Source organism: Glycocaulis sp., assembly GCF_051859565.1.
GTDB lineage: Bacteria > Pseudomonadota > Alphaproteobacteria > Caulobacterales > Maricaulaceae > Glycocaulis.
Genome location: NZ_JBHYFK010000001.1, coordinates 311,850 through 330,402 on the forward strand (window position 1 = coordinate 311,850; position 18,553 = coordinate 330,402).

The following is an 18,553-nucleotide window of genomic DNA, read 5'->3' on the forward strand; positions in this document are numbered from 1 at the left end:
GTGCCAGCCTTCAGTCCCGGTGATAGGGCGCGCCAGACAATAGCGCGCTGGCCCGGTAAATCTGCTCGGCCAGCATGACCCGCACCAGCTTGTGCGGCCAGACCATGCGCCCGAAGGACAAAAGCCTGACATTGCCGGGCAACAGGCTATGGTCAAATCCGTCTGCGCCGCCGATCAGAAAGTACATCTCCCGTGTGCCCTGATCGCGCTCGCGCCCGATCATCTGCGCAAACTCGCGTGAATCCATCTGCTTGCCGCGCTCATCAAGCGCGATGACAATGCCGGAGCCCAGCCCTTCGATGAGCGCGCGGGTTTCTGCTGCCGCGCCGGACAGGGAACGTGTATCGAACTCGCGCTCGCCAACCGGGCCAAGCCCGGTGGCGCGCCCATGATGGTTTGCGCGCTCGATATAGGTGTCGGCAAGGCTGCGTTCCGGACCCGGCCGGATGCGGGAAATGGCCCGGATCTCGATGCGCAAGGCTGGATCAGGCCGCCGTTTCCGGCGCCCCGCCCCACATCTTCTCCAGATCATAGAAGCTGCGCACTTCCGGGCGGAAGAGGTGGACGACCACATCCCCGGCATCGATAAGCACCCAGTCGGCGGCCTGCAGGCCTTCGACCTTTACATGGGCGTGCCCGCTCTCCTTGAGAGCCTGCAGCAAATGGTCGGCAAGGGCGCCGACATGGCGGTTCGACCGTCCGCTCGCGATCACCACGAAATCGGTAACGGACGACTTGCCGGTCAGGTCGATGGATACGATTTCCTCTGCCTTGTCATCATCAAGCGTTTTGACGACGAGGGCTTCGAGGGCTTCACTTTGCTCCCGGCCGCCTTTGAGGCTTACCGGGGCGGGCGCAGTATCATTGCGTTGGCGTTCGACGGGCAGTGCCGGAGCTCCTGTTGAATGGACTAAAACCAGATAGGTCAGTCTAGCACGCTTCGTCCGCCGGTTCGAGCCAGTGCATGGAAAAGGGTTCACGGCCCGAAACCCAGGCCTTGCGCGACTTCAGACCGGCCTTTGCCGCCAGATCATGAAACGTGTCCAGCGTGAATTTGTGGGAATTCTCCATGTGGATGGTCTCGTGCTTGCGGATCACGAAGCGTTCGCCAGCAACCGTGAAATGCATGTCGCGCACGGCCATGAGATACATCTCTACGCGCGAGCGGTACGGGTTCCAGAACGCCTGGTACTGCAGGCCGTCGGCGTCGATATCTCCGTCCAGCTCGCGATTGATCCGGGCGATGAGGTTGAGATTGAAGGCGGCTGTAACGCCTGCCTTGTCGTCATAGGCGGCCTCAAGCGTTTCGGACGCTTTGCGCATGTCCGTGCCGATCAGGAGCGCATCGCCTTCGCGCAGCCAGCTGCGCAGGGTTTTGAGAAGCCCAAGCGCGTCTATCAGCTCGAAATTGCCAATGGTCGATCCGGGGAAGAACACCACCCGCCGCCCTGCGTGGGCCTTTTCTGACAGGGGCAGGGCGTCCACATCCAGTTTTTGAGTAAAGTCGTGGCAGAGCGCGCCGATCTCCAGCTCCGGGTAGTCAGCCGCGAGCTCTTCGCATGCCGCGCGCACATGATCGCCTGAAATGTCCATCCCGACAAAGGCGGCCGGACGCTCCAGCGCGTCCAGCAGTGTGCGGATCTTCACGCTTGACCCCGCACCCGGCTCCAGAACAACTGCGCCCTCGCCCGCCAGTGCCGCCAGTTCCGGGCCGATCGCGCGCAGCAATTCCAGCTCCGTTCCGGTGACATAGTATTCGGGCTGTTCGGTGATGGCATCGAACAGGCGCGAGCCTTCCTCGTCATAATAGTATTTGGGGGGCAGCGCCTTTTGCGGCTTTGACAGGCCAGCCAGAATATCGGACCGGAAATCGGCCGCCGGCGGATGCATGTCCTCATAGAAGGACAGGCTGGGCGTCTGGCCCGTCTTCAGGCTGGTATCGGTCATGGCGGATACTAGGGGGCGGCTTCGGACGAGTGGGCTGGCGAGGCGCATGAGAGACAGGAATGCCAGCGGAGAACGCCGGGTCGCAGCTTACCGTTCCCGGCGCAGGATCGAGGATGCTTCAGCATGTAATGGCGCGGTGATATATGTCCACCCCGGCGCGCCGCGTTCTACGAGGGCTCTGGCGGCAACCGGCTGGACACGCGCATGCGCCAGATGACGGGCTGCCCGGCCCAGCCGCCATTTCAGCGGCGTGCCGCCGCGCGCGATCACGCATATTGGCACCCGCGCGGCAATCTCGCGCCAATGCCCCCAGCGATGAAAACTGCCAAGCCCGTCTGCGCCCATGATCCAGACAAAGCGGACTTGCGGATGGCGCTTTGCCAGATGACGGATAATGTCGATCGTGTAGCGGGTGCCGAGACGGCTCTCGATCGTGGTCACGACATGGCCCGGTTCCGGGATCAGCGCACGGATCGCGGCAACGCGCGCTTCAAGTTCGCCGGGCGCATGGCGTTTGAGCGGGTTGTGTGGCGAGACCAGCCACCATACCGCATCAAGGCCGAGGCGTTTGCTCGCTGTCAGCGCCACATGGCGGTGCCCGGCATGGGGCGGATCGAAACTGCCCCCGTACAGCCCGACGGTCATGCCCGGCGCAAGCATCTCCGCCTTGCCGGCGGCGAAGCGGGGCGTCGCTGGCATCGGGTTCATGGTGTCCAGCTATCGTCCTCATCGCCGCGTGCGAGGCGCTCGGCCTTGGCCTTGTCGGCGGCGCGCTGGCCCTCGATGGCGGCCTCGATCCGGTAAAGCAGCGGACGCATGTTCTCGCCGGTAACGGCCGACACCACAGCAATCTCGCCTTGGCTGCGGCTCTCAAGCTCTGCTTTCAGCTCTTCCAGACGTTCCGGGCTGACCGTTTCCATCTTGGAGAGAACCAGTATCTCCGATTTCTCCGTCAGCCCTGCGCCATAGGCTTCCAGCTCGCCGCGCACGACATCATACGCCGCGACGGGGTCTTCCCCGCCCGCATCGACCAGATGGACCAGCGTGGCGCAACGCTCGATATGGCCAAGGAAACGGTCGCCAATACCGGCGCCTTCGTGTGCGCCTTCGATCAGGCCTGGAATATCCGCGAGCACAAAGCGTTTGCCTTCGCCTGTATCCACAACGCCCAGATTGGGGTGCAGCGTGGTGAAGGGATAGGCTGCGATCTTCGGGTTGGCCCGGCTGCAGGCCGACAGGAAGGTCGACTTGCCCGCATTGGGCAAACCCACCAGCCCCGCGTCCGCGATGAGTTTCAGGCGCAGCCACAGCCAGCGCTCCTCGCCCTCCTCGCCGGGCTGGGCGTGGCGCGGGGCCTGCTGGCGCGATGTCTTGAAATGGGCATTGCCCTTGCCGCCGCGTCCACCGCGCGCCAGCAACACCTTCATGCCCTCTTCGGTCATGTCGGCGAGCACTTCCTCGTTGTTCTCGTCGAGGATCTGCGTGCCCACCGGCACTTTCAGGATGACATCCTCGCCATCGGCGCCGGTGCGGTTTGCGCCCGCGCCATTAATGCCGCGCTGAGCCTTGAAATGCTGCTTGTAGCGGTAGTCGATGAGCGTGTTGAGCCCGTCCACGGCCTCTGCCCATACATCGCCGCCCTTGCCGCCATCCCCGCCATCGGGACCGCCAAACTCGACATATTTCTCCCGCCGGAACGAAACACATCCCGGCCCGCCATAACCAGACGCGATGAAGACTTTGACCTGATCGAGAAATTTCATGGGATGTGTGCACTCTGAAATTGGGACTTTGAGGTCCGGTTATAACGTGCTGGCGCCGTTGCGCACCATGCGCGGGCAGGGGGCCGATGCCATGCGGCCAGATGAGAACAGCACTGGCACCTCGCCATTATAGATAAAGCCGCATTTCTGCAGAACGCGGCCTGAAGCCGGATTATCGGCATAATGCCCGGCGACGATAGGTGCGATGCCGGCCAAGTCGGCCGCAGCGAGAAGGCATTGCGCCGCTTCGCTGGCATAGCCTTGCCCCCAGAAGGGTTCTGCCAGCCAGTAGCCGAACTCGAAGGCGCCGTCTTTTCGCGGGTGCAGGCCGATCATGCCGATGCCCTGCCCGGTGCCTTTGAGCGTAATCGCCCGCACCCGGTCACCCCTGTTGGCCTCTGCCGCCTGGCAGGTGAGCACGTAAAGCTCGGCCCCCAGCGGGGGATTGGGATAGGGGATGCGCCCGGTCATGTCGGTGACCTTGCGGTTGGTCGTGCCGGCCGAAATCCAGCCCGCATCACCAAGCTGCAGGGGGCGCAGTTGCAGCCGCGCCGTCTCCAGCGTCCTCGTCCAGTCCAGTTCTTCGGCATCGGCGTGCATGGCCGTCTCCGGACGCTGGCCGGGAAAGGGTCCGGCGCAACGAAAAAAGGGGAGCGGGATGATCCCGCTCCCCTTTCAGAGCTCTTGCAGCCAGTGCTGCCCGGGATCACCTTTTCTTGCGAAGGGCGATCCCGGCTTGAAGCGTGGGAAGGCCCCTATTCGGCGGCGTCGCTAAGCGGGGCGACCGACACATACATGCGGTCATCGCGCTTGCGGCGGAACTCCACCTTGCCTTCGGTAAGGGCGAACAGGGTGTGATCCTTGCCCATGCCGACATTGGCGCCGGGATAATACTTCGTGCCGCGCTGGCGAATGATGATATTGCCCGGAATCACGGCCTGACCGCCGGCCTTCTTGACGCCAAGGCGCCGGCCTTCACTGTCGCGTCCGTTGCGGGATGAACCGCCTGCCTTTTTGTGAGCCATTGTCTGCTCTCCTCAGATTCTGTCTGCTATCAGAACGGCGCGGGGGCTTAGCCCTTCGCCAGTTCCTTGGCCTGTTCCACCCAGTCGCCGGTCTCGGCTTTCGCCTTGATGCCGGGGATTTCCGCGTCCAGCGCGTCCAGATCGGCCGCCTTCCAGGCAGCGACCTGCGCAAAGCTCGTCACGCCCGCCTCGTTCAGCTTCTTGGCATAGGCCGGGCCCACACCATTGAGCTGGGTCAGATCGTCATTGCCTGCGGCCTTGGCTTTCGGCGCGGCTTTCGCGGCGGGCTTTTCAGCCTTCGGGGCGGCTTCGTCAGCTTTGGCCTTGGGCGCAGCTTTCGCCTTGGCAGCCGTTTTCGGCTTGGCGCCCGGCAGCACGATCTCGGAGATCGCAACGAACGCTTCCCACTGGCGGTGGCCTTTGGTGCGGCGGTAGTTCTGACGGCGGCGCTTCTTGAAGACGATGACTTTCTCGCCCTTGCGCACTTCCACCAGCTCGCCGATCACCTGCGCGCCGTCGATGAGGGGGCTGCCGACGGTCACGCCGTCCGTGCCGCCCAGCATCAGCACTTCGCCGAACACGATCTGATCGCCGGCTTCGCCTTCAATTTTTTCAACGGCGAGGCGGTCGCCTTCGGCAACCTTGTACTGCTTCCCGCCGGTCTTGATTACCGCATACATCTCTCAATCACCTTTTCTACGGCCAGATCTCCCAAACCCTTTGGAAGCCTTGCCCTTTTTCTTCGCCAGCTTCTTTGCAAGATGGCGTTGTCAAAACAAAGCGCCCGCGCTCAAGGCCTGAGGCGGGCATCAGAGGCGCGGACTTATACCCATGAGCGCGCGTGAGTCAATCGCGCGAGGGCGCTGCCAGGCCTGTACATGCACGGCTGGAAGGCCCTCTGGGGCGGGCGTGCAGGGGCGTCCGGGCCTTGCCGCTTCTCATGCACATTACCCGCTTGCAGGGGGCAAAGCTTGTCGCTAGGTTCCGCGCCTTCGCGGAGAGGTGCCGGAGTGGTCGAACGGGGCGGTCTCGAAAACCGTTGAGCGCGCAAGCGTTCCGAGGGTTCGAATCCCTCCCTCTCCGCCAGTTCCTTCAAAACAAGTCCATGCAGCCCGGCGCGCGGCGCGTGAACCCGCTTGGCATAACGCGCTTGCGCGGATTGGGCTGTTGATTCCGCTATACGCCCTCTCCCCTCACGAACGCCGCGATTTCATCGGCCAGCTCATCATTGCGGCCGAGCCAGATATGGCCGCCCGTGGGATAGATGATGAGCCGGGCAACAGCGATCCGCGCCGCAATGATACGCGCCGTGCCGGCGGTCCCGAAGCGGTCGTCCTCCGCTGACACGATGAGGGTAGGGGTGGTGATGGCATTCAGATCAATGTCCGCAGGGCTGCCTGCATAGTGGCCGTCATTGAGCATGCCGCGCGTGCGTGCACTGACAGGCATGATCTCGTGCAGGATGAGCCGTGCCCGCTCACGCTCGGCCTGAGATACGGTCCGCAGGAGTCTGGGATCGGTAGCCAGAAGCGAGCCGATAAGCTGGTCTGGCGTGGCCCGCGAAAGCAGCCAGAACCAGACGTCCGAGGTGAGCAGCTGGTTGACAACAAGGCGCTGGAGCGGCGTGAATTCGACCGGGTCCTCGCCGGTCAGGTTCATGGCGGGGACCAGCAGGATCAGGGCCGAGCAACGGTCGGGATGGCGCAGTGCGAACTGCGCTGCGCTTAATGCTCCTGCCGATCCGCCCGCTACCGGCAGGCGCTCGATCCCCAGATGATCGAGCAGCGCGGCAAGCGCATCAGCCTGACGGGCGGGCGATGGGTCTGAGGGATAATCGCTACGCAGATAGCCAAAGCGCGACGGCGCGATGATATTGAAGCCTTGTGCCATGACGGCCTGCCCAAAGCGTAAACCTTGGTCGAACCCTCCGCCTGTGCCGTGAATCATGAGGAATGGATCGCCATGACCGGCCGCCGCGTACTCCAGGCCCCCGAAAGGTGTGCCGATCAGCTCGCTGACTTGCGTCACACGTTGTCTGGCAGTGCCAAGAGCGGCTTTGTATGAAGCAAAAGCGTAACCGCTTGCTCCAAGCAGCGCGGCACCTGCCGCCCCCAGCAAGACTGAGCGCCGAGATAATCCAGCCATGCCTTCCCTGCCCTCGATTGCCATAAGGCGGAAACTACGCCGCCGCAACAAAGCCGGCGAGAGGGCCCGGTGGCGGGCCACGCGAGCCTATTTCGCGCCGATATGGACCAGGCTCTCCACGTCGATGCGCTCATCACCCCCGCACACGCCGATAATCAGGGCCTCATCACACCCCTCTCCGACCAGGTAAGCATGGCCCATCGAGCTGTCGAGATAGAAGGATTCCCATTTCTCCAGCACGACCGGGTCATAGAACTCGGTGTGCACTTCCACGCGGCCTTCCAGCACGAAGATGAACTCTTCCCCGCCATGGCGTATCAGTTCGCCGAACTCTTCGACGGAGCGGGCGCGCACCTTGGTGAAAATGGGGATCATGCTCTTCTTGCGCAGCTCGGTGCACAGATAGAAATAGTCATAATTGTCTGTCTCGACGCGCATGCCGGTATCCAGCGTGCCCTTGGCGCGCCGCCCGGTCACCGGGCCGGAGGCGGGCACGCTGTCCTGCGCGGGCACGCTGAACAGGTCTGACAGCGGAATGTCCAGCCGCTGGCTGAGCTGCAAGAGCTTGTCATAGGTCAGGGTCAGCCTGTCATGCTCGATCTTGGACAGGGTTGAGAGCGGAATGCCGGAGCGCTCGCTCATCTCTTTCAGGGTCCAGCCATTACGCTGCCGTATGGCGCGCACGACCTGACCGAGTGTCGTGTGGGTGTCGGCGGCGGAATTGTTCATTGCAGGCCCCTGATTGATCTGATTCTCAAAATAACCAGAACAGACCCGTTCGGAAAACCGATTTCCATCCGGGACTTGCAAATGTCCGGTCAAATTCGCTGTGCCGTCCTGCGGCGACCCTGACGGGGCGAGGCGTTCACCCGAGACGACAAAAACCATCCTGATTAGAAAATTTCGTTGACAATTCTCTTATCGGGATCGACGTTGGGTTCACAGGCCTGATCTGATAGCTGCGGGCTTCTGATCGCGGCCATCAGTCTGTCAGGGCGCAACCATGAACGCAAAGTTCAGGAGGGGAGAGTATATCATGATCAGGAATTCACTGCGTACGGGGCTTCTGGGCACGGCCGCCATGGCCATGTGTGCGCCGGCGCTCGCGCTTCAGGACGCGCCGGAGGAAGAGGCGGTCGCCACCTCGCAGGGGCGCGAGGTCATCACCGTCACCGCGCGTTTCCGGGAGGAGTCAGTCCAGAATATCGGTGCCAGTATCGCCGGTCTTTCGGAAGCCCAGATCCGCGAGCAGGGCATCTATGATATTGAGGATCTGGCACGTACAGTCGCCGGTCTGGAAAATGTCAGGTCGCGCCCGAACGCCAACAATATCGCCATCCGCGGCGTACGTACGGCGGGCAGCGGCTATGAAACCAGCTCCGTGTTCAGCGTGTTCCTGGACGATGTCTCGGTGACCGGCGCGGGCAGCATCCGCGATTTCAGCTCGGTTGACCTCAACCGTATCGAGGTTATCCGAGGGCCTCAGCCTACCCTGTTTGGTGAAGGCGCGGTTGGCGGCGTCATCCGCTACTTTACCAACGATCCTGATCTGGACGGGCCGACCTTCGAGGGCGTGGCCTCTGGGCGGTATGAGACGATTACCGATGGCGGCTTTGCACACAGCGTGGACAATGCACTGTCGGCAATCCTTGTTCCCGGGCGTCTGGGTATCCGCGTTTCGGGCTTCCATCGTCAGGATGACGGGTTCATCGACAATCCCAGCGAAGGCTCTGACGTCAACGACTTCCAGTCCTATGGCGGACGTGCGGTTTTGCTGGCGCGCTTTTCGGACGATCTCGAGCTCCGGCTCTCCGCGTTCGTGACGCGCGACGAGGCAGGTGAAGCAACGCAGGTGGATCCGGGGTCTGACCCCCGCGACCTGACATATTCCGCTTCGCCGCTCTCTGGCACCTATATCGATGATTTCGATCTTTACTCGGCTCGGGTTTCCTATAGCGGGCTGGACTGGCTCGATATCACCTCGATCACCGGCTATTATAACAGGCGCACCAGTTCCGCGCTGTTTAGCGCCGGCAATTCCTTTGGTCTCGCCCCGTTCTTCCCGACCGTCGATACGACTACCTACAATACGGGTTCGGGTAACACCCGGCAGTGGTCGCAGGAATTCCGGTTCGTCTCCAATCTTGACGGCCCGCTCAACTTCACATCGGGCCTCTACTACCGCGACCGTGAGAGCAGCAGCGGCCAGTTTTTGACCTGTGTGGGGTGCGCGGCTGTGACCACGCCCCAAAGCGAGAGTCTCGCAAGCCGTCTTTCGACCACGCATACCGAGCAGTATTCTGCGTTCGTGGAGCTGACCTATGAGCTGACGGACCGCCTGCGCCTTATCGGTGGCGTGCGCTATGTGAACGATACCGTCACCAGCGTCCTGCAGCTGGACAACACGGTGAACCTCGTTCCGCAATTTGACGGCAGCGGCAATCTCATCCCGTGGACGGAGACCAATCCGATCGGTTTCGTCAGCACGCTGGACGTCCTCAGGGGCGCGGGCGTTGGCACGGAGTTCCGTTTTGATCTGGAAGAATTCCTGCCACGCGTCGGGATAGAGTTCGATCTGTCCGATTCCATCCTGCTTTATGCGAACTATGCTCGCGGCGTGCGTAATGGCGGCATCGGCAATGCGCTGGCGGCGCTAGGCGCGTCCGGTGGCAATCAGGATGTTTTCCTGGCCAACCTGTCCTTTGATGCCGATGAGGTGATCTCCATCGATGGCGGCGTGAAAGCGTCCTGGTTCGGTGGCAGTCTCGTCACCAATCTGGGTGTGTTCCACACTACCTATAACGACACCCAGATCCAGGTGAACACGCCGGCGAACAACACCGTGAACGGTCCGCAGCAGACCATTCTCGGGCTGGAGTTTGAAACCACCTTCCAGGTCAATAGCGACCTTTCCACCTTCTTCAACGCGTCAGTTATTGATGCGGAATTCCAGGAGGGCATGCTCATCACCTCCGCACCGGGCGGCGTGGTTGGGCCATTTGATCTGCGCAAGGGCAACAGCCCGTCCAACATTCCGGGCCTTACCCTGACTGCCGGCTATTCCTACTCGCGCCCGGTTGGCGGCGGAGAGTGGTCGTTCAACTCGAGCGGCTCGTTCCAGTTCATCGATGAGCGTTATTCCAACGTTCAGAACTACCGCTCAGCCCGGCTGAACACGCTCGAATACCTCAATCTGCGTGCCGGCTTCTCGAACGATGTCTGGTCGATTGATCTGTATGGCGCGAACCTGCTGAACGACGTCGAAGCTGTGAATATTGGCTCAAACGCGCTCCAGCAATTCATCACGCCCGAAGGCGAACTGGATGCGCCGATTATCGCGACGAGTGTCAACCGGCCGCGCAGCGTCGGTATAAGCGTCCGCCTTCGCTACTAGGCCTCGCGGGTGTTCCGGTGTGCGGCGGAGGGCTCCGGCCTTTCGCCGCACACTGGCCAACAGCCTGCGTTAACGCAACGATACGCGAAGCGGCCGGCAGCTGCCGGAATCGGGACAGGGAAGGAAACACGATGATCAAGAACGCGATGCGGGGCGCCTTGGCGGCGCTGCTGGCCAGTTTCGGCCTGGCGGCGGCCAGTGCCCAGGTGCCGGATATCGATCCGCGTGAGGAAGAGCAGATCGAGCTGCCGGAGCTTCCTGAACAGGAATCGCCGTTAGCCGCACCGGGCGTCATCGACCGGGCCGATCTTGAAGCCTGGCTGGACGGTTTCATGCCCTACGCGCTGGCACAAGGCGACATCGCCGGAGCTATCGTGACAGTTGTGGCGGACGGGGAAATCCTGCTTTCGCGCGGGTTTGGCTATGCGGACGTTGAAACCCGCAGGGCCATTGATCCCGAAACGACGCTCTTCCGCCCTGGCTCAATCTCCAAGCTCGTCACCTGGACGGCCGTCATGCAGCTCGTCGAGCAAGGGCTGATCGATCTGGATGCTGATATCAACACCTATCTCGATTTCGAAGTCACGGGTGTCGAACGCCCGATCACCATGCGCCATCTGCTTACCCATACACCGGGCTGGGGCGAGCAGGTGCGTGCCCTCATCATGGATGACCCGGAGCGTCTGCAGCCGCTGGACGAATATGTCCGCAACAACATCCCCGCGGCGGTTTACCCGGCGGGAGAGGTGCCTGCGTATTCCAACTACGGCACGGCGCTGGCCGGTCATGTCGTGGCACAAGTATCAGGCCAGTCATTCGACGATTATGTCGACGAACATATCTTCGCACCGCTTGGCATGCAGCACTCCTCCATGCGTCAGCCTCTGCCCGAACACCTGCAAGGCCTGATGTCCTCGGGCTATATGCGCGGTTCGGATGGCGAAGGACGTGCTTTCGAGATCGTGACGGCTGCGCCCGCAGGTTCCATGTCGGCCAGTGGCAATGACATGGCCCGCTTCATGATCGCCCACCTCAATCGCGGCGAAGGGTTGCTGTCACCGGAAACGGCTGAGCAGATGCACACAACCGCCGACCGCAAGCTGCCGGGCGTCAATGCCATGCTGCTCGGCTTTTACGAGCAGAACCGCAACGGCCAGCGCATTATCGGCCATGGCGGCGACACCACGCTCTTCCACTCGAACCTGCACCTGTATCTCGACCATGGTGTCGGGCTCTATATCTCGATGAACAGCACCGGGCGCGGCGGAGCCACGGGCCGTGTCCGTCAGGCGCTGTTTGAAGGCTTCACGGACCGCTATTTCCCGGCAGACGCTCAAGACCTGCCCACCCTCGGCACCGCCGAAGAGCATGGCCGCATGCTGGTTGGCAATTACGTGATATCTCGCCGTGCCCATCAGAACTTCGTGGCCGCGACCGCGCTTCTGGGCCAGCCCAGCGTGTCGATGAACGAAGACCATGAAATCAGCCTGTCCATCCTGACCGATGCGTCGGGCACGCCGTTGCGTTTCCGCGAGGTGGAGCCTTTTGTCTGGCAACAGGTGAATGGTGGCGAACGCCTGTCTGCCCGGGTGAACGAAAATGGCGAGGTGGAGATGTTCTCCGCCGCCTTCTTCGCGCCCTTCATGATGTTTACGCCGGTCGAGTGGTGGCGCAATGGCGCGCTTCTCATGCCGCTGGCGGGTATTGCCGCCGCCGCGCTTCTGCTGACCGTTCTGTTCTGGCCGGTCCGCGCGATCGTCCGCTGGCGGTTCAAGACGCGTTTCGCGCTTACTGGCCGTCAGGCAATGGCCTACCGGCTCTCCAATATCGGTGCGTTATTGCCTCTGGTCTATGCGGCCGGCTGGCTGGTCCTCATCACTCACATGATGGGTGAACTGCACAGGCTTGATGGCCGGCTGGATGGCGTGATCGTCTTCATGCAGTTCATGGCCGTCCTGCCGATGCTCGCCCTGCTGATCGCCCTGTGGAATGCCTTTGTGGTGTGGACGGGCGGTGCAAGCTGGTTTGCCCGGCTCTGGAGCCTGGTGCTCGTTGCTTCCACGCTGGTGATGATCTGGTTCGTGATAGCCGCCGGCTTCTTCAATTTCGGTCTGACCTATTAGGAAGGGGCACTGCACATCATGTCCGTCGCCAAGCCGCTATCTATGTCGGCCCGGATCGATCCGGTCCGCCTGAAAACACCGTTCCGCATCACGGGCCATGTGATGGACAAGGTCGACCTGGTGGTCTGTACGCTGGCGCGTGCCGGTCGTGAGGGGCGCGGCGAGGCGACAGGCGTCTATTATCACGCCGAGACCGGGGCCAGCATGCTGGCCCAGATCGAGGCTGTGCGCTCGCAGATCGAGGCCGGCATTACCCGCGAGGCGCTGCAAACGCTGCTGCCCGCTGGCGGGGCCCGCAACGCGGTAGATTGCGCGCTCTGGGACCTGGAGTGTGCCGAGTCTGGGGAAGCGGCGTGGAAACGGGCCGGCTTGCCTGCGCCGTCCAACCTGTTGACCACCTTTACGCTGGGTGCCGACACGCCTGACGCCATGGGCTCGAAGGCGGCCGGTCTGAAAGAGGTGAAAGCGCTCAAGCTCAAGCTTATTGGCGACGGGCTCGATGCCGAGCGCGTTCGGGCCGTGCGGGCAGCAGCGCCCGATGTCTGGATCGGTGTGGACGCCAATCAGGCGTTTGACCGCGCAGGCACGGAAGCCTTGATGCCGGTGCTGGTCGAGGAGAAGGTAAGCCTGCTGGAACAGCCCTGTGCGATTGGCGCCGATGAAAGCCTTATCGGGCTTAACTCGCCCATCCCGCTGGCCGCAGACGAAAGCGCGCAGACCAGCGCCGATATCGCCCGGCTTGCGCCCATCTACGACATTATCAATATCAAGCTCGACAAGTCCGGTGGCCTTACTGAAGGGCTGAAAATGGCGCATCTCGCGCGCGAGCACGGGCTGGGTGTCATGGTCGGCAACATGGTCGGCACCTCGCTCTCATGCGGTCCGGCGGCCATTGTCGGGCAACTCTGCGATGTGGTGGACCTTGATGGTCCCTGGCATCTGTCTGCCGACCGTGACCCGGCGGCTATTTACGAGAATGGCTATCTCTTGTGCCCGCCTCGCGGCTGGGGCCTCCCGGAAAGGAAAGCGGCCTGATGAGTGTTCTCTCCCTTCCACGGCCCTATCTGCTGTTTCTGGGCGATGTGACTGATCTGTCCTACGCCAAGACGGCGGCGGGCCTGCGTGACTGGGTGCCAGACCAGTGCGTCGCGGAGTGGGCCCTGCCGGGCAATCCGCTGCGTCTGGGGCTGCCCGTCATGAACCCGGCGGAGGCTGCGCGGGCAGGTGCACGCGCGCTGGTAATCGGCGCAGCGACCATGGGCGGCGCCTTGCGTCCGGCCTGGGTGCCCGCCCTTCTGGAGGCCATGGAAGCCGGTCTCGACATCATTTCCGGCATGCACATGCCGCTGGCCAGCATTCCGGCTCTTAAAAGCGCCGCCGAGCGGCTTGGGCGCCAGCTCATTGATGTCCGGCGCCCGCCGGCTGACCTCCCGCTTGGCACGGGCCGCAAACGCACCGGCAAGCGGCTGCTGACCGTCGGTACCGATTGCGCGCTGGGCAAGAAATACACCGCTCTGGCATTGGCCCAGGGGTTCACGCGCGCCGGAGCCAAGGCAACCTTCCGCGCCACCGGCCAGACCGGCATTCTCATTGCGGGCGGCGGTGTACCGATGGACGCGGTGATCAGTGATTTTCTGGCAGGCGCCGCCGAGGCCTTGTCACCGGACGCGCCAGCCGACCACTGGGACATTGTCGAAGGACAGGGCTCGCTCTTTCACCCCTCCTATGCGGGTGTGTCGCTGGGCCTTCTCCATGGCAGCCAGCCCGATGTGCTGGTGATCTGCCATGAGTTTGGCCGCAAACGGATCATCGGTCTCGACGCGCACTACCCCATCCCCTCCATTGAGGAGGTGATAGAGCTCAACCTCCTGCACGCCCGCCGGGTGAACCCGGATGTGCGGGTGGGCGGGATCAGCCTTAACACCTCCAAGCTGTCAGAAGACGAGGCCCGGCGCGCCATCGAGACTGAAAGCCGCCGGACCGGCCTTCCTTGCGCCGATCCGATCCGCGGCGGCGCAGCCTTCGACCGGCTTGTCGAGGCTTGCCTGGAACCAGAAGCCGCCCTCGCCCAATGAGCGTGAGCCCCAGCCTCTTTCAGCGCCTGATCCTGCCGGGTCTTGCCTTCAAGGCAGTGGTCATCGGCGGAGGCTATGCTACGGGGCGCGAACTGGTTGAGTATTTCATGCCATCCGGCCCGGTGGGCGGATTGCTGGGGCTCATCCTCGTCACGGCTCTGTGGAGCGGCATTTGCGCCCTCACGTTCGTTTTCGCGCACGCTACGCGCAGCGGGAACTATCTAACCTTCTTCAAGGCGCTGCTCGGCCCGTTCTGGCCGCTCTTCGAGATCGCCTATCTGCTCTTTCTGTTCCTGATCCTCGCCGTGTTCGGCGCGGCGGCAGGCGAGATCGGCGCAGCGCTGTTCGGCCTGCCCAACCTTGTCGGATCGGTGGCGCTCGCGCTCTCCATCCTTGTCTTTACAGCGCTGGGGCAGGAGAGCGTGGAACGGCTGTTCAAATACGCCTCGCTCTTCCTGTATCTGGTCTATCTCGTCTTTGTGGTGATGTGCTTCACCCAATTTGGCGGGGACATTCTCGCCGGTCTTGATGCCAGCATTCCGGCAACGGGCTGGGTGTCCGGCGGCATCACCTATGCGGGCTATAATGTGATCGGTGCTGTGGTGATCCTGCCCATGCTGCGCCATCTGACCAGCCGCCAGGACGCAATTGTTGCAGGCGCGCTGGCCGGACCTCTGGCCGCGCTTCCGGCCATTCTCTTCTTTGCCTGCATGATCGCCTTCTACCCGGAGATTTCTGGCGCGGCCCTGCCGTCAAACTATATCCTCGAACGCCTCGGCTCGCCGGTCTTCCAGATGGCGTTCCAGTTCATGGTGTTCGTGGCCCTGGTGGAAACCAGCGTCAGCGCGGTCCACGCTGTCAATGAACGTATCTCGGCGGTGCGGCCACGTCCCATCGGGATACGTACCCGTCTTGCAGTCACTGGGGCGCTGCTGCTCGCCGCCATGGTGGTCGCGGACCGGTTCGGTCTGATCGCTCTTATCGCCAATGGCTACCGCATGCTGGCGTTCGCGATCATCGCCGTCTTCGTGCTGCCACTTCTGACGCTCGGCGTCTGGAAGCTGGTGCGGTTACGGCGGGAGGCGGAGTAATCCCTACTCCGCCCCGCTTGCCACGGTTCCCCGGACCGGGCGGCCGGGCAGGACGGAGGTGTCCAGCTCCCCGCCATCGACCAGCACCGTGCCGTTCACGATCACATAGTCAAAGCCGACGCTCGCCTGAGCGGGCCGCTCGAACGTCGCCTGGTCAGCCACCGTTTCGGGGTCGAACACCACGATATCGGCGTCCATGCCCGGCTGCAGGCGGCCCTTGCGGCGCATCTGCGGCACGGCGTCTGAAAGGATGCGGGCAGGATAGAAGCTCGCCTTGGCGACGGCTTCCGGCCAGTCGATCACGCCGCGCTCTCGCGCATAGATGCGCAGGAAGCGGGCGTAGGTGCCCGCGCTGCGCGGGTGGGAATGGGCGTCCTCCGGAATTGGCCAGATATCGCCGGTCAGGCGCTCGCTGCCCAGTGCCCACGGCCCGCCGTCAGAGGCTATTGCCCCGCCCGGGAAGAGGATGGAACGGTCAAGGTAAGCCTGATGCTCGGGGCGTTCATCGGGGTTCAGGAAGTGGACGACAATGCCGGTGCCAGGCGCATTTTCCTGCAGATCGTTAAAGCGCTCCTCGTCCAGCGGCACGCCTTGAACGGTGAAGTCGGAATACTCGATACCGCCCATGCGGTCGCGCCAGTTATCGCCCCGGAACATGGCCGCACCAATGCCGGTTGCGCCTGCGCCATAGGGATAGGCTTCCACGGTGATGTTCACGCCATTGGCCTGCGCGCCCTCGATCATCTCGGCAATGCGGTCAATGTCGGACAGGCTGATCGAGTTCAGGTGGCTGATATGCATGTGCGCGCCGGTGCTGGCGGCCACGGCGACCATTTCCTGAAAGCCCTCATAGGAGCTCTGCGGCTCGATGGCGCTCAGGAAGCGTGCATGGGTGAAGGTGGGAACATCGCGCGCTGCGGCCAGCGCGTTGACGGCGTGATACTCGCCCCGGCTGATGCCTGGCGCATAGCCCAGAAGAATGCCGACGCCCAGCCCGCCTTCTTCCAACCCGGTATTGATGTGGCGCAGGATCGCCGACAGGCGCTGATCGTCCGCCAGCTCGGTCTGCCAGCGCGGATCGCCGATATAGCGGAAGAACCAGTATGTGTCGGCGTCGGGCTCGACATCCATAACGGCGGCGATGCGCGCATGCGCCCAGCTGGCTGCCGCGCCGTAATTGATCGGGCGGCCTTCCTCGGCGGCGCGGGCGTAGAAGTCCGACACAGGCAGCACACCGGATTCCAGTTCCAGCGTGGTCGTCACCCCGTCCAGCGCCTGCATGCGCCCGGAAGGCGTGTTCTGGCCATGTCCGTGCAGATCAATGAAGCCCGGCGCCACGATGCGGCCCGTGGCGTCAATCGTACGCGCGCCTTCCAGCGGGGTTTCGGAGATGATTGCGATCTCGTCGTCCCGGATCCCGACATGGCGGATCGCGTCCAGCCCGGTTTCCGGATCAATGACCCGGCCATTATTCAGAACAAGGTCATAATCCTGCGCCAACGCGGCCGGGCTGAGCGCCAGAGCGCCTGCCAGGGCCAGCTTCGTGATGATACCAGTCATGGCCGGTCTCCCCATTTTCATTTTCTCTATCAATTCTCTTATCAGAGAAAATTAGCCCTGTCAGGTTTGTTTGCGCAAGGGGCGTGGCGGGAACCCGATTGCACGCGGCGCGTTTTCACCGCATGAAAAAGCCAGTCGTGATTATCCCCTACGCCCGCAGCCTCATGTCGTTGACGGTGGCGGAATCCTGCCGCGAGCTTGCGGGGCGCATCGTCGCGGTCGACAGTGTTGACCTCACGCCGCTGGGCTTCTCGAAGAATTGTGATGAGGCGGCTGTCACAGCCGATTGCCGCAGCGATCCGCAAGGCTTTATCGACGACCTTGTTGAGGTGTGTGGCCGCTTTGCCGGCGAACCGGTCGTCATCATGCCTGTATTCGAAGAGATGGAGCTACTGGCGCGCGAGCGGCATCGGTTTCCTGCCAACGTCACAATCGCCGCGCCTGAGGCAGAGGCTATCGCCAAGGTCACGCCCAAGCACAAACTGGCCGAGACCATTTCCGGCACGGACATTCCTGCCCCTGCTACCGAGATCATAGGAGATGGCAAATCCGGGCTGAAAGAGCCGGAGGGCTTCACCTATCCCTTCCTCGTCAAACCGTCCGAAGGGGCCGGCGGGCGCGGCATCAGCAAGGTGGAAAGCCGCGATGAGCTGGACGCCTATGCGGCAGGCCTTCGTGAGAAGGACGTAATCCTGGCCCAATCCCTCGCTCCGGGTGAGGACTATTGTGTGTCCGCTCTTTGCCGGAAGGGCGAGCTGGTCATCTGCTCGGCCTACACCAATCTGGAGCAATTTCCCAAAGAGCACGGGGCCGGTGTGGTGCGTGAAACGGTGGATGCCGCGCCCTTTGTGGAAGCGGTACGCAGAATTGCGCGCGAAACCGGGTGGGACGGCATCTTCGAGGCCGATTTCATGTGGACAGGCGAGGAGGCGGACACGCCTTTGCTGATCGAGATCAATGCCCGCTTCTGGGCAGGCGTGCGACATTCCAAACTGTCCGGCGTTGACTATCCCCGCCTGCTGCTGGAGCAAACCCTGTTTGGCGAGATCCGTTCCGACCCCGGAGCGCCGGAAATCGGTCACCGCTCCAAAGTGCCCATGATCTGGATGCCCTCGGCTGTCACAGAAGCCTTTTCCGAGACGGAGTATGCCGAGAAGCTGTCCGATGCCTGGGAACATCTTCAGACATCGGATGGAAGCCTGCTTGAGCGCGTGGGCCGTTTTCTTGGAACGCTGGGCAGCGCCAAATCGGCCGGTGAAGCGATCGACGATATCATGTTCCGGCTCACCGACAGGTCTGACCTTGATATCGATCTGATCGCCGAAGATGATCCGCGTTCCGCATTGGGAGTGCTGTTCATTGCCTCCCATCTCGCGCGCCACGGCAAGCTGCCGCCGGAAATTTCCTACAAGCCCATGGACTAGTCCCTG

Annotated in this window: 17 protein-coding genes and 1 tRNA gene; 7 read left to right on the top strand and 11 right to left on the bottom strand. The window is 62.7% G+C overall.

The genetic code is table 11. From position 1 onward, the window contains the following. Positions 1–10: 10 nt before the first annotated feature. The 8 genes from ACTIGC_RS01485 to ACTIGC_RS01520 all read right to left on the bottom strand — a co-directional run bounded on the left by ACTIGC_RS01485 (position 11) and on the right by ACTIGC_RS01520 (position 5,415). Positions 11–478 carry a 23S rRNA (pseudouridine(1915)-N(3))-methyltransferase RlmH gene (locus ACTIGC_RS01485; protein WP_439632722.1) on the bottom strand — a complete coding sequence of 156 codons (468 nt, stop codon included), beginning with the start codon at positions 476–478 and terminating at the stop codon, positions 11–13. 7 nt (positions 479–485) lie between these two features. Beyond that, on the bottom strand, positions 486–980 hold the full coding sequence (gene rsfS / locus ACTIGC_RS01490) for a ribosome silencing factor (protein ID WP_439632723.1): 495 nt from the start codon (positions 978–980) through the stop codon (positions 486–488). Further along, complete coding sequence (gene egtD / locus ACTIGC_RS01495; protein WP_439632724.1) at positions 931–1,947, bottom strand: L-histidine N(alpha)-methyltransferase; 1,017 nt, start codon at positions 1,945–1,947, stop codon at positions 931–933. Before egtD ends, rsfS begins: the two co-directional genes overlap by 50 nt. A gap of 87 nt (positions 1,948–2,034) precedes the next feature. Continuing rightward, on the bottom strand, positions 2,035–2,655 hold the full coding sequence (locus ACTIGC_RS01500) for a nicotinate-nucleotide adenylyltransferase (RefSeq protein WP_439632725.1): 621 nt from the start codon (positions 2,653–2,655) through the stop codon (positions 2,035–2,037). Further along, positions 2,652–3,710 carry a GTPase ObgE gene (gene obgE / locus ACTIGC_RS01505; protein ID WP_439632726.1) on the bottom strand — a complete coding sequence of 353 codons (1,059 nt, stop codon included), beginning with the start codon at positions 3,708–3,710 and terminating at the stop codon, positions 2,652–2,654. The genes ACTIGC_RS01500 and obgE overlap by 4 nt, the downstream gene beginning before the upstream one ends. 39 nt (positions 3,711–3,749) lie before the next feature. Beyond that, on the bottom strand, positions 3,750–4,310 hold the full coding sequence (locus tag ACTIGC_RS01510) for a GNAT family N-acetyltransferase (RefSeq protein WP_439632727.1): 561 nt from the start codon (positions 4,308–4,310) through the stop codon (positions 3,750–3,752). 155 nt (positions 4,311–4,465) lie between these two features. Continuing rightward, positions 4,466–4,735, bottom strand: a complete 270-nt coding sequence (gene rpmA / locus ACTIGC_RS01515) for a 50S ribosomal protein L27 (RefSeq protein ID WP_127565245.1) — start codon at positions 4,733–4,735, stop codon at positions 4,466–4,468. 47 nt (positions 4,736–4,782) lie between these two features. Then, on the bottom strand, positions 4,783–5,415 hold the full coding sequence (locus tag ACTIGC_RS01520) for a 50S ribosomal protein L21 (protein ID WP_127565246.1): 633 nt from the start codon (positions 5,413–5,415) through the stop codon (positions 4,783–4,785). Positions 5,416–5,731: 316 nt separating this feature from the next. Here ACTIGC_RS01520 and ACTIGC_RS01525 point away from each other — a divergent pair. Then, positions 5,732–5,821, top strand: a tRNA-Ser gene (locus ACTIGC_RS01525). A 90-nt stretch (positions 5,822–5,911) separates the two neighbouring features. Here the strand turns inward: ACTIGC_RS01525 and ACTIGC_RS01530 are convergent. Both ACTIGC_RS01530 and ACTIGC_RS01535 read right to left on the bottom strand, forming a co-directional pair. Beyond that, positions 5,912–6,763, bottom strand: coding sequence for an alpha/beta fold hydrolase (locus ACTIGC_RS01530; RefSeq protein WP_439632728.1), 852 nt, complete (start codon positions 6,761–6,763; stop codon positions 5,912–5,914). A gap of 204 nt (positions 6,764–6,967) precedes the next feature. Then, complete coding sequence (locus ACTIGC_RS01535) at positions 6,968–7,609, bottom strand: helix-turn-helix domain-containing protein (RefSeq protein ID WP_439632729.1); 642 nt, start codon at positions 7,607–7,609, stop codon at positions 6,968–6,970. A 307-nt stretch (positions 7,610–7,916) separates the two neighbouring features. On the opposite strand from ACTIGC_RS01535, the gene ACTIGC_RS01540 reads away from it, so the two are divergent. The 5 genes from ACTIGC_RS01540 to ACTIGC_RS01560 all read left to right on the top strand — a co-directional run bounded on the left by ACTIGC_RS01540 (position 7,917) and on the right by ACTIGC_RS01560 (position 15,563). Further along, entirely contained in the window at positions 7,917–10,274 is a 2,358-nt protein-coding gene (locus tag ACTIGC_RS01540; RefSeq protein WP_439632730.1) for a TonB-dependent receptor, read from the top strand. A gap of 131 nt (positions 10,275–10,405) precedes the next feature. Then, a complete protein-coding gene (locus ACTIGC_RS01545; protein ID WP_439632731.1) occupies positions 10,406–12,397 on the top strand; it encodes a serine hydrolase domain-containing protein in 1,992 nt (663 codons plus the stop codon). Between the two features lie 18 nt (positions 12,398–12,415). Beyond that, positions 12,416–13,432: a dipeptide epimerase gene (locus tag ACTIGC_RS01550; protein ID WP_439632732.1), complete on the top strand. Its 1,017-nt coding sequence runs from the start codon at positions 12,416–12,418 to the stop codon at positions 13,430–13,432. Continuing rightward, positions 13,432–14,472: a DUF1611 domain-containing protein gene (locus ACTIGC_RS01555; RefSeq protein WP_439632733.1), complete on the top strand. Its 1,041-nt coding sequence runs from the start codon at positions 13,432–13,434 to the stop codon at positions 14,470–14,472. Before ACTIGC_RS01550 ends, ACTIGC_RS01555 begins: the two co-directional genes overlap by 1 nt. Further along, a complete protein-coding gene (locus tag ACTIGC_RS01560; RefSeq protein WP_439632734.1) occupies positions 14,469–15,563 on the top strand; it encodes a YkvI family membrane protein in 1,095 nt (364 codons plus the stop codon). The genes ACTIGC_RS01555 and ACTIGC_RS01560 overlap by 4 nt, the downstream gene beginning before the upstream one ends. A 3-nt stretch (positions 15,564–15,566) precedes the next feature. Here ACTIGC_RS01560 and ACTIGC_RS01565 read toward each other — a convergent pair whose 3' ends face one another. Next, a complete protein-coding gene (locus ACTIGC_RS01565) occupies positions 15,567–17,123 on the bottom strand; it encodes an amidohydrolase family protein (protein WP_439632735.1) in 1,557 nt (518 codons plus the stop codon). Between the two features lie 122 nt (positions 17,124–17,245). On the opposite strand from ACTIGC_RS01565, the gene ACTIGC_RS01570 reads away from it, so the two are divergent. Beyond that, positions 17,246–18,547 (top strand): ATP-grasp domain-containing protein, encoded by a 1,302-nt coding sequence (locus tag ACTIGC_RS01570; RefSeq protein ID WP_439632736.1) that lies wholly within the window; start codon positions 17,246–17,248, stop codon positions 18,545–18,547. Positions 18,548–18,553: the final 6 nt, after the last annotated feature.

Bases quoted from the DNA above. Each gene is read 5' to 3' on its own strand.
- ACTIGC_RS01540 (WP_439632730.1), top strand. From the start codon at position 7,917: ATGATCAGGAATTCACTGCGTACGGGGCTTCTGGGCACGGCCGCCATG.
- ACTIGC_RS01535 (WP_439632729.1), bottom strand. From the start codon at position 7,609: ATGAACAATTCCGCCGCCGACACCCACACGACACTCGGTCAGGTCGTG.
- ACTIGC_RS01550 (WP_439632732.1), top strand. From the start codon at position 12,416: ATGTCCGTCGCCAAGCCGCTATCTATGTCGGCCCGGATCGATCCGGTC.
- ACTIGC_RS01560 (WP_439632734.1), top strand. From the start codon at position 14,469: ATGAGCGTGAGCCCCAGCCTCTTTCAGCGCCTGATCCTGCCGGGTCTT.
- obgE (WP_439632726.1), bottom strand. From the start codon at position 3,710: ATGAAATTTCTCGATCAGGTCAAAGTCTTCATCGCGTCTGGTTATGGC.
- ACTIGC_RS01510 (WP_439632727.1), bottom strand. From the start codon at position 4,310: ATGCACGCCGATGCCGAAGAACTGGACTGGACGAGGACGCTGGAGACG.
- ACTIGC_RS01570 (WP_439632736.1), top strand. From the start codon at position 17,246: ATGAAAAAGCCAGTCGTGATTATCCCCTACGCCCGCAGCCTCATGTCG.
- rpmA (WP_127565245.1), bottom strand. From the start codon at position 4,735: ATGGCTCACAAAAAGGCAGGCGGTTCATCCCGCAACGGACGCGACAGT.
- ACTIGC_RS01565 (WP_439632735.1), bottom strand. From the start codon at position 17,123: ATGACTGGTATCATCACGAAGCTGGCCCTGGCAGGCGCTCTGGCGCTC.
- ACTIGC_RS01545 (WP_439632731.1), top strand. From the start codon at position 10,406: ATGATCAAGAACGCGATGCGGGGCGCCTTGGCGGCGCTGCTGGCCAGT.
- ACTIGC_RS01500 (WP_439632725.1), bottom strand. From the start codon at position 2,655: ATGAACCCGATGCCAGCGACGCCCCGCTTCGCCGCCGGCAAGGCGGAG.
- ACTIGC_RS01555 (WP_439632733.1), top strand. From the start codon at position 13,432: ATGAGTGTTCTCTCCCTTCCACGGCCCTATCTGCTGTTTCTGGGCGAT.
- ACTIGC_RS01520 (WP_127565246.1), bottom strand. From the start codon at position 5,415: ATGTATGCGGTAATCAAGACCGGCGGGAAGCAGTACAAGGTTGCCGAA.
- egtD (WP_439632724.1), bottom strand. From the start codon at position 1,947: ATGACCGATACCAGCCTGAAGACGGGCCAGACGCCCAGCCTGTCCTTC.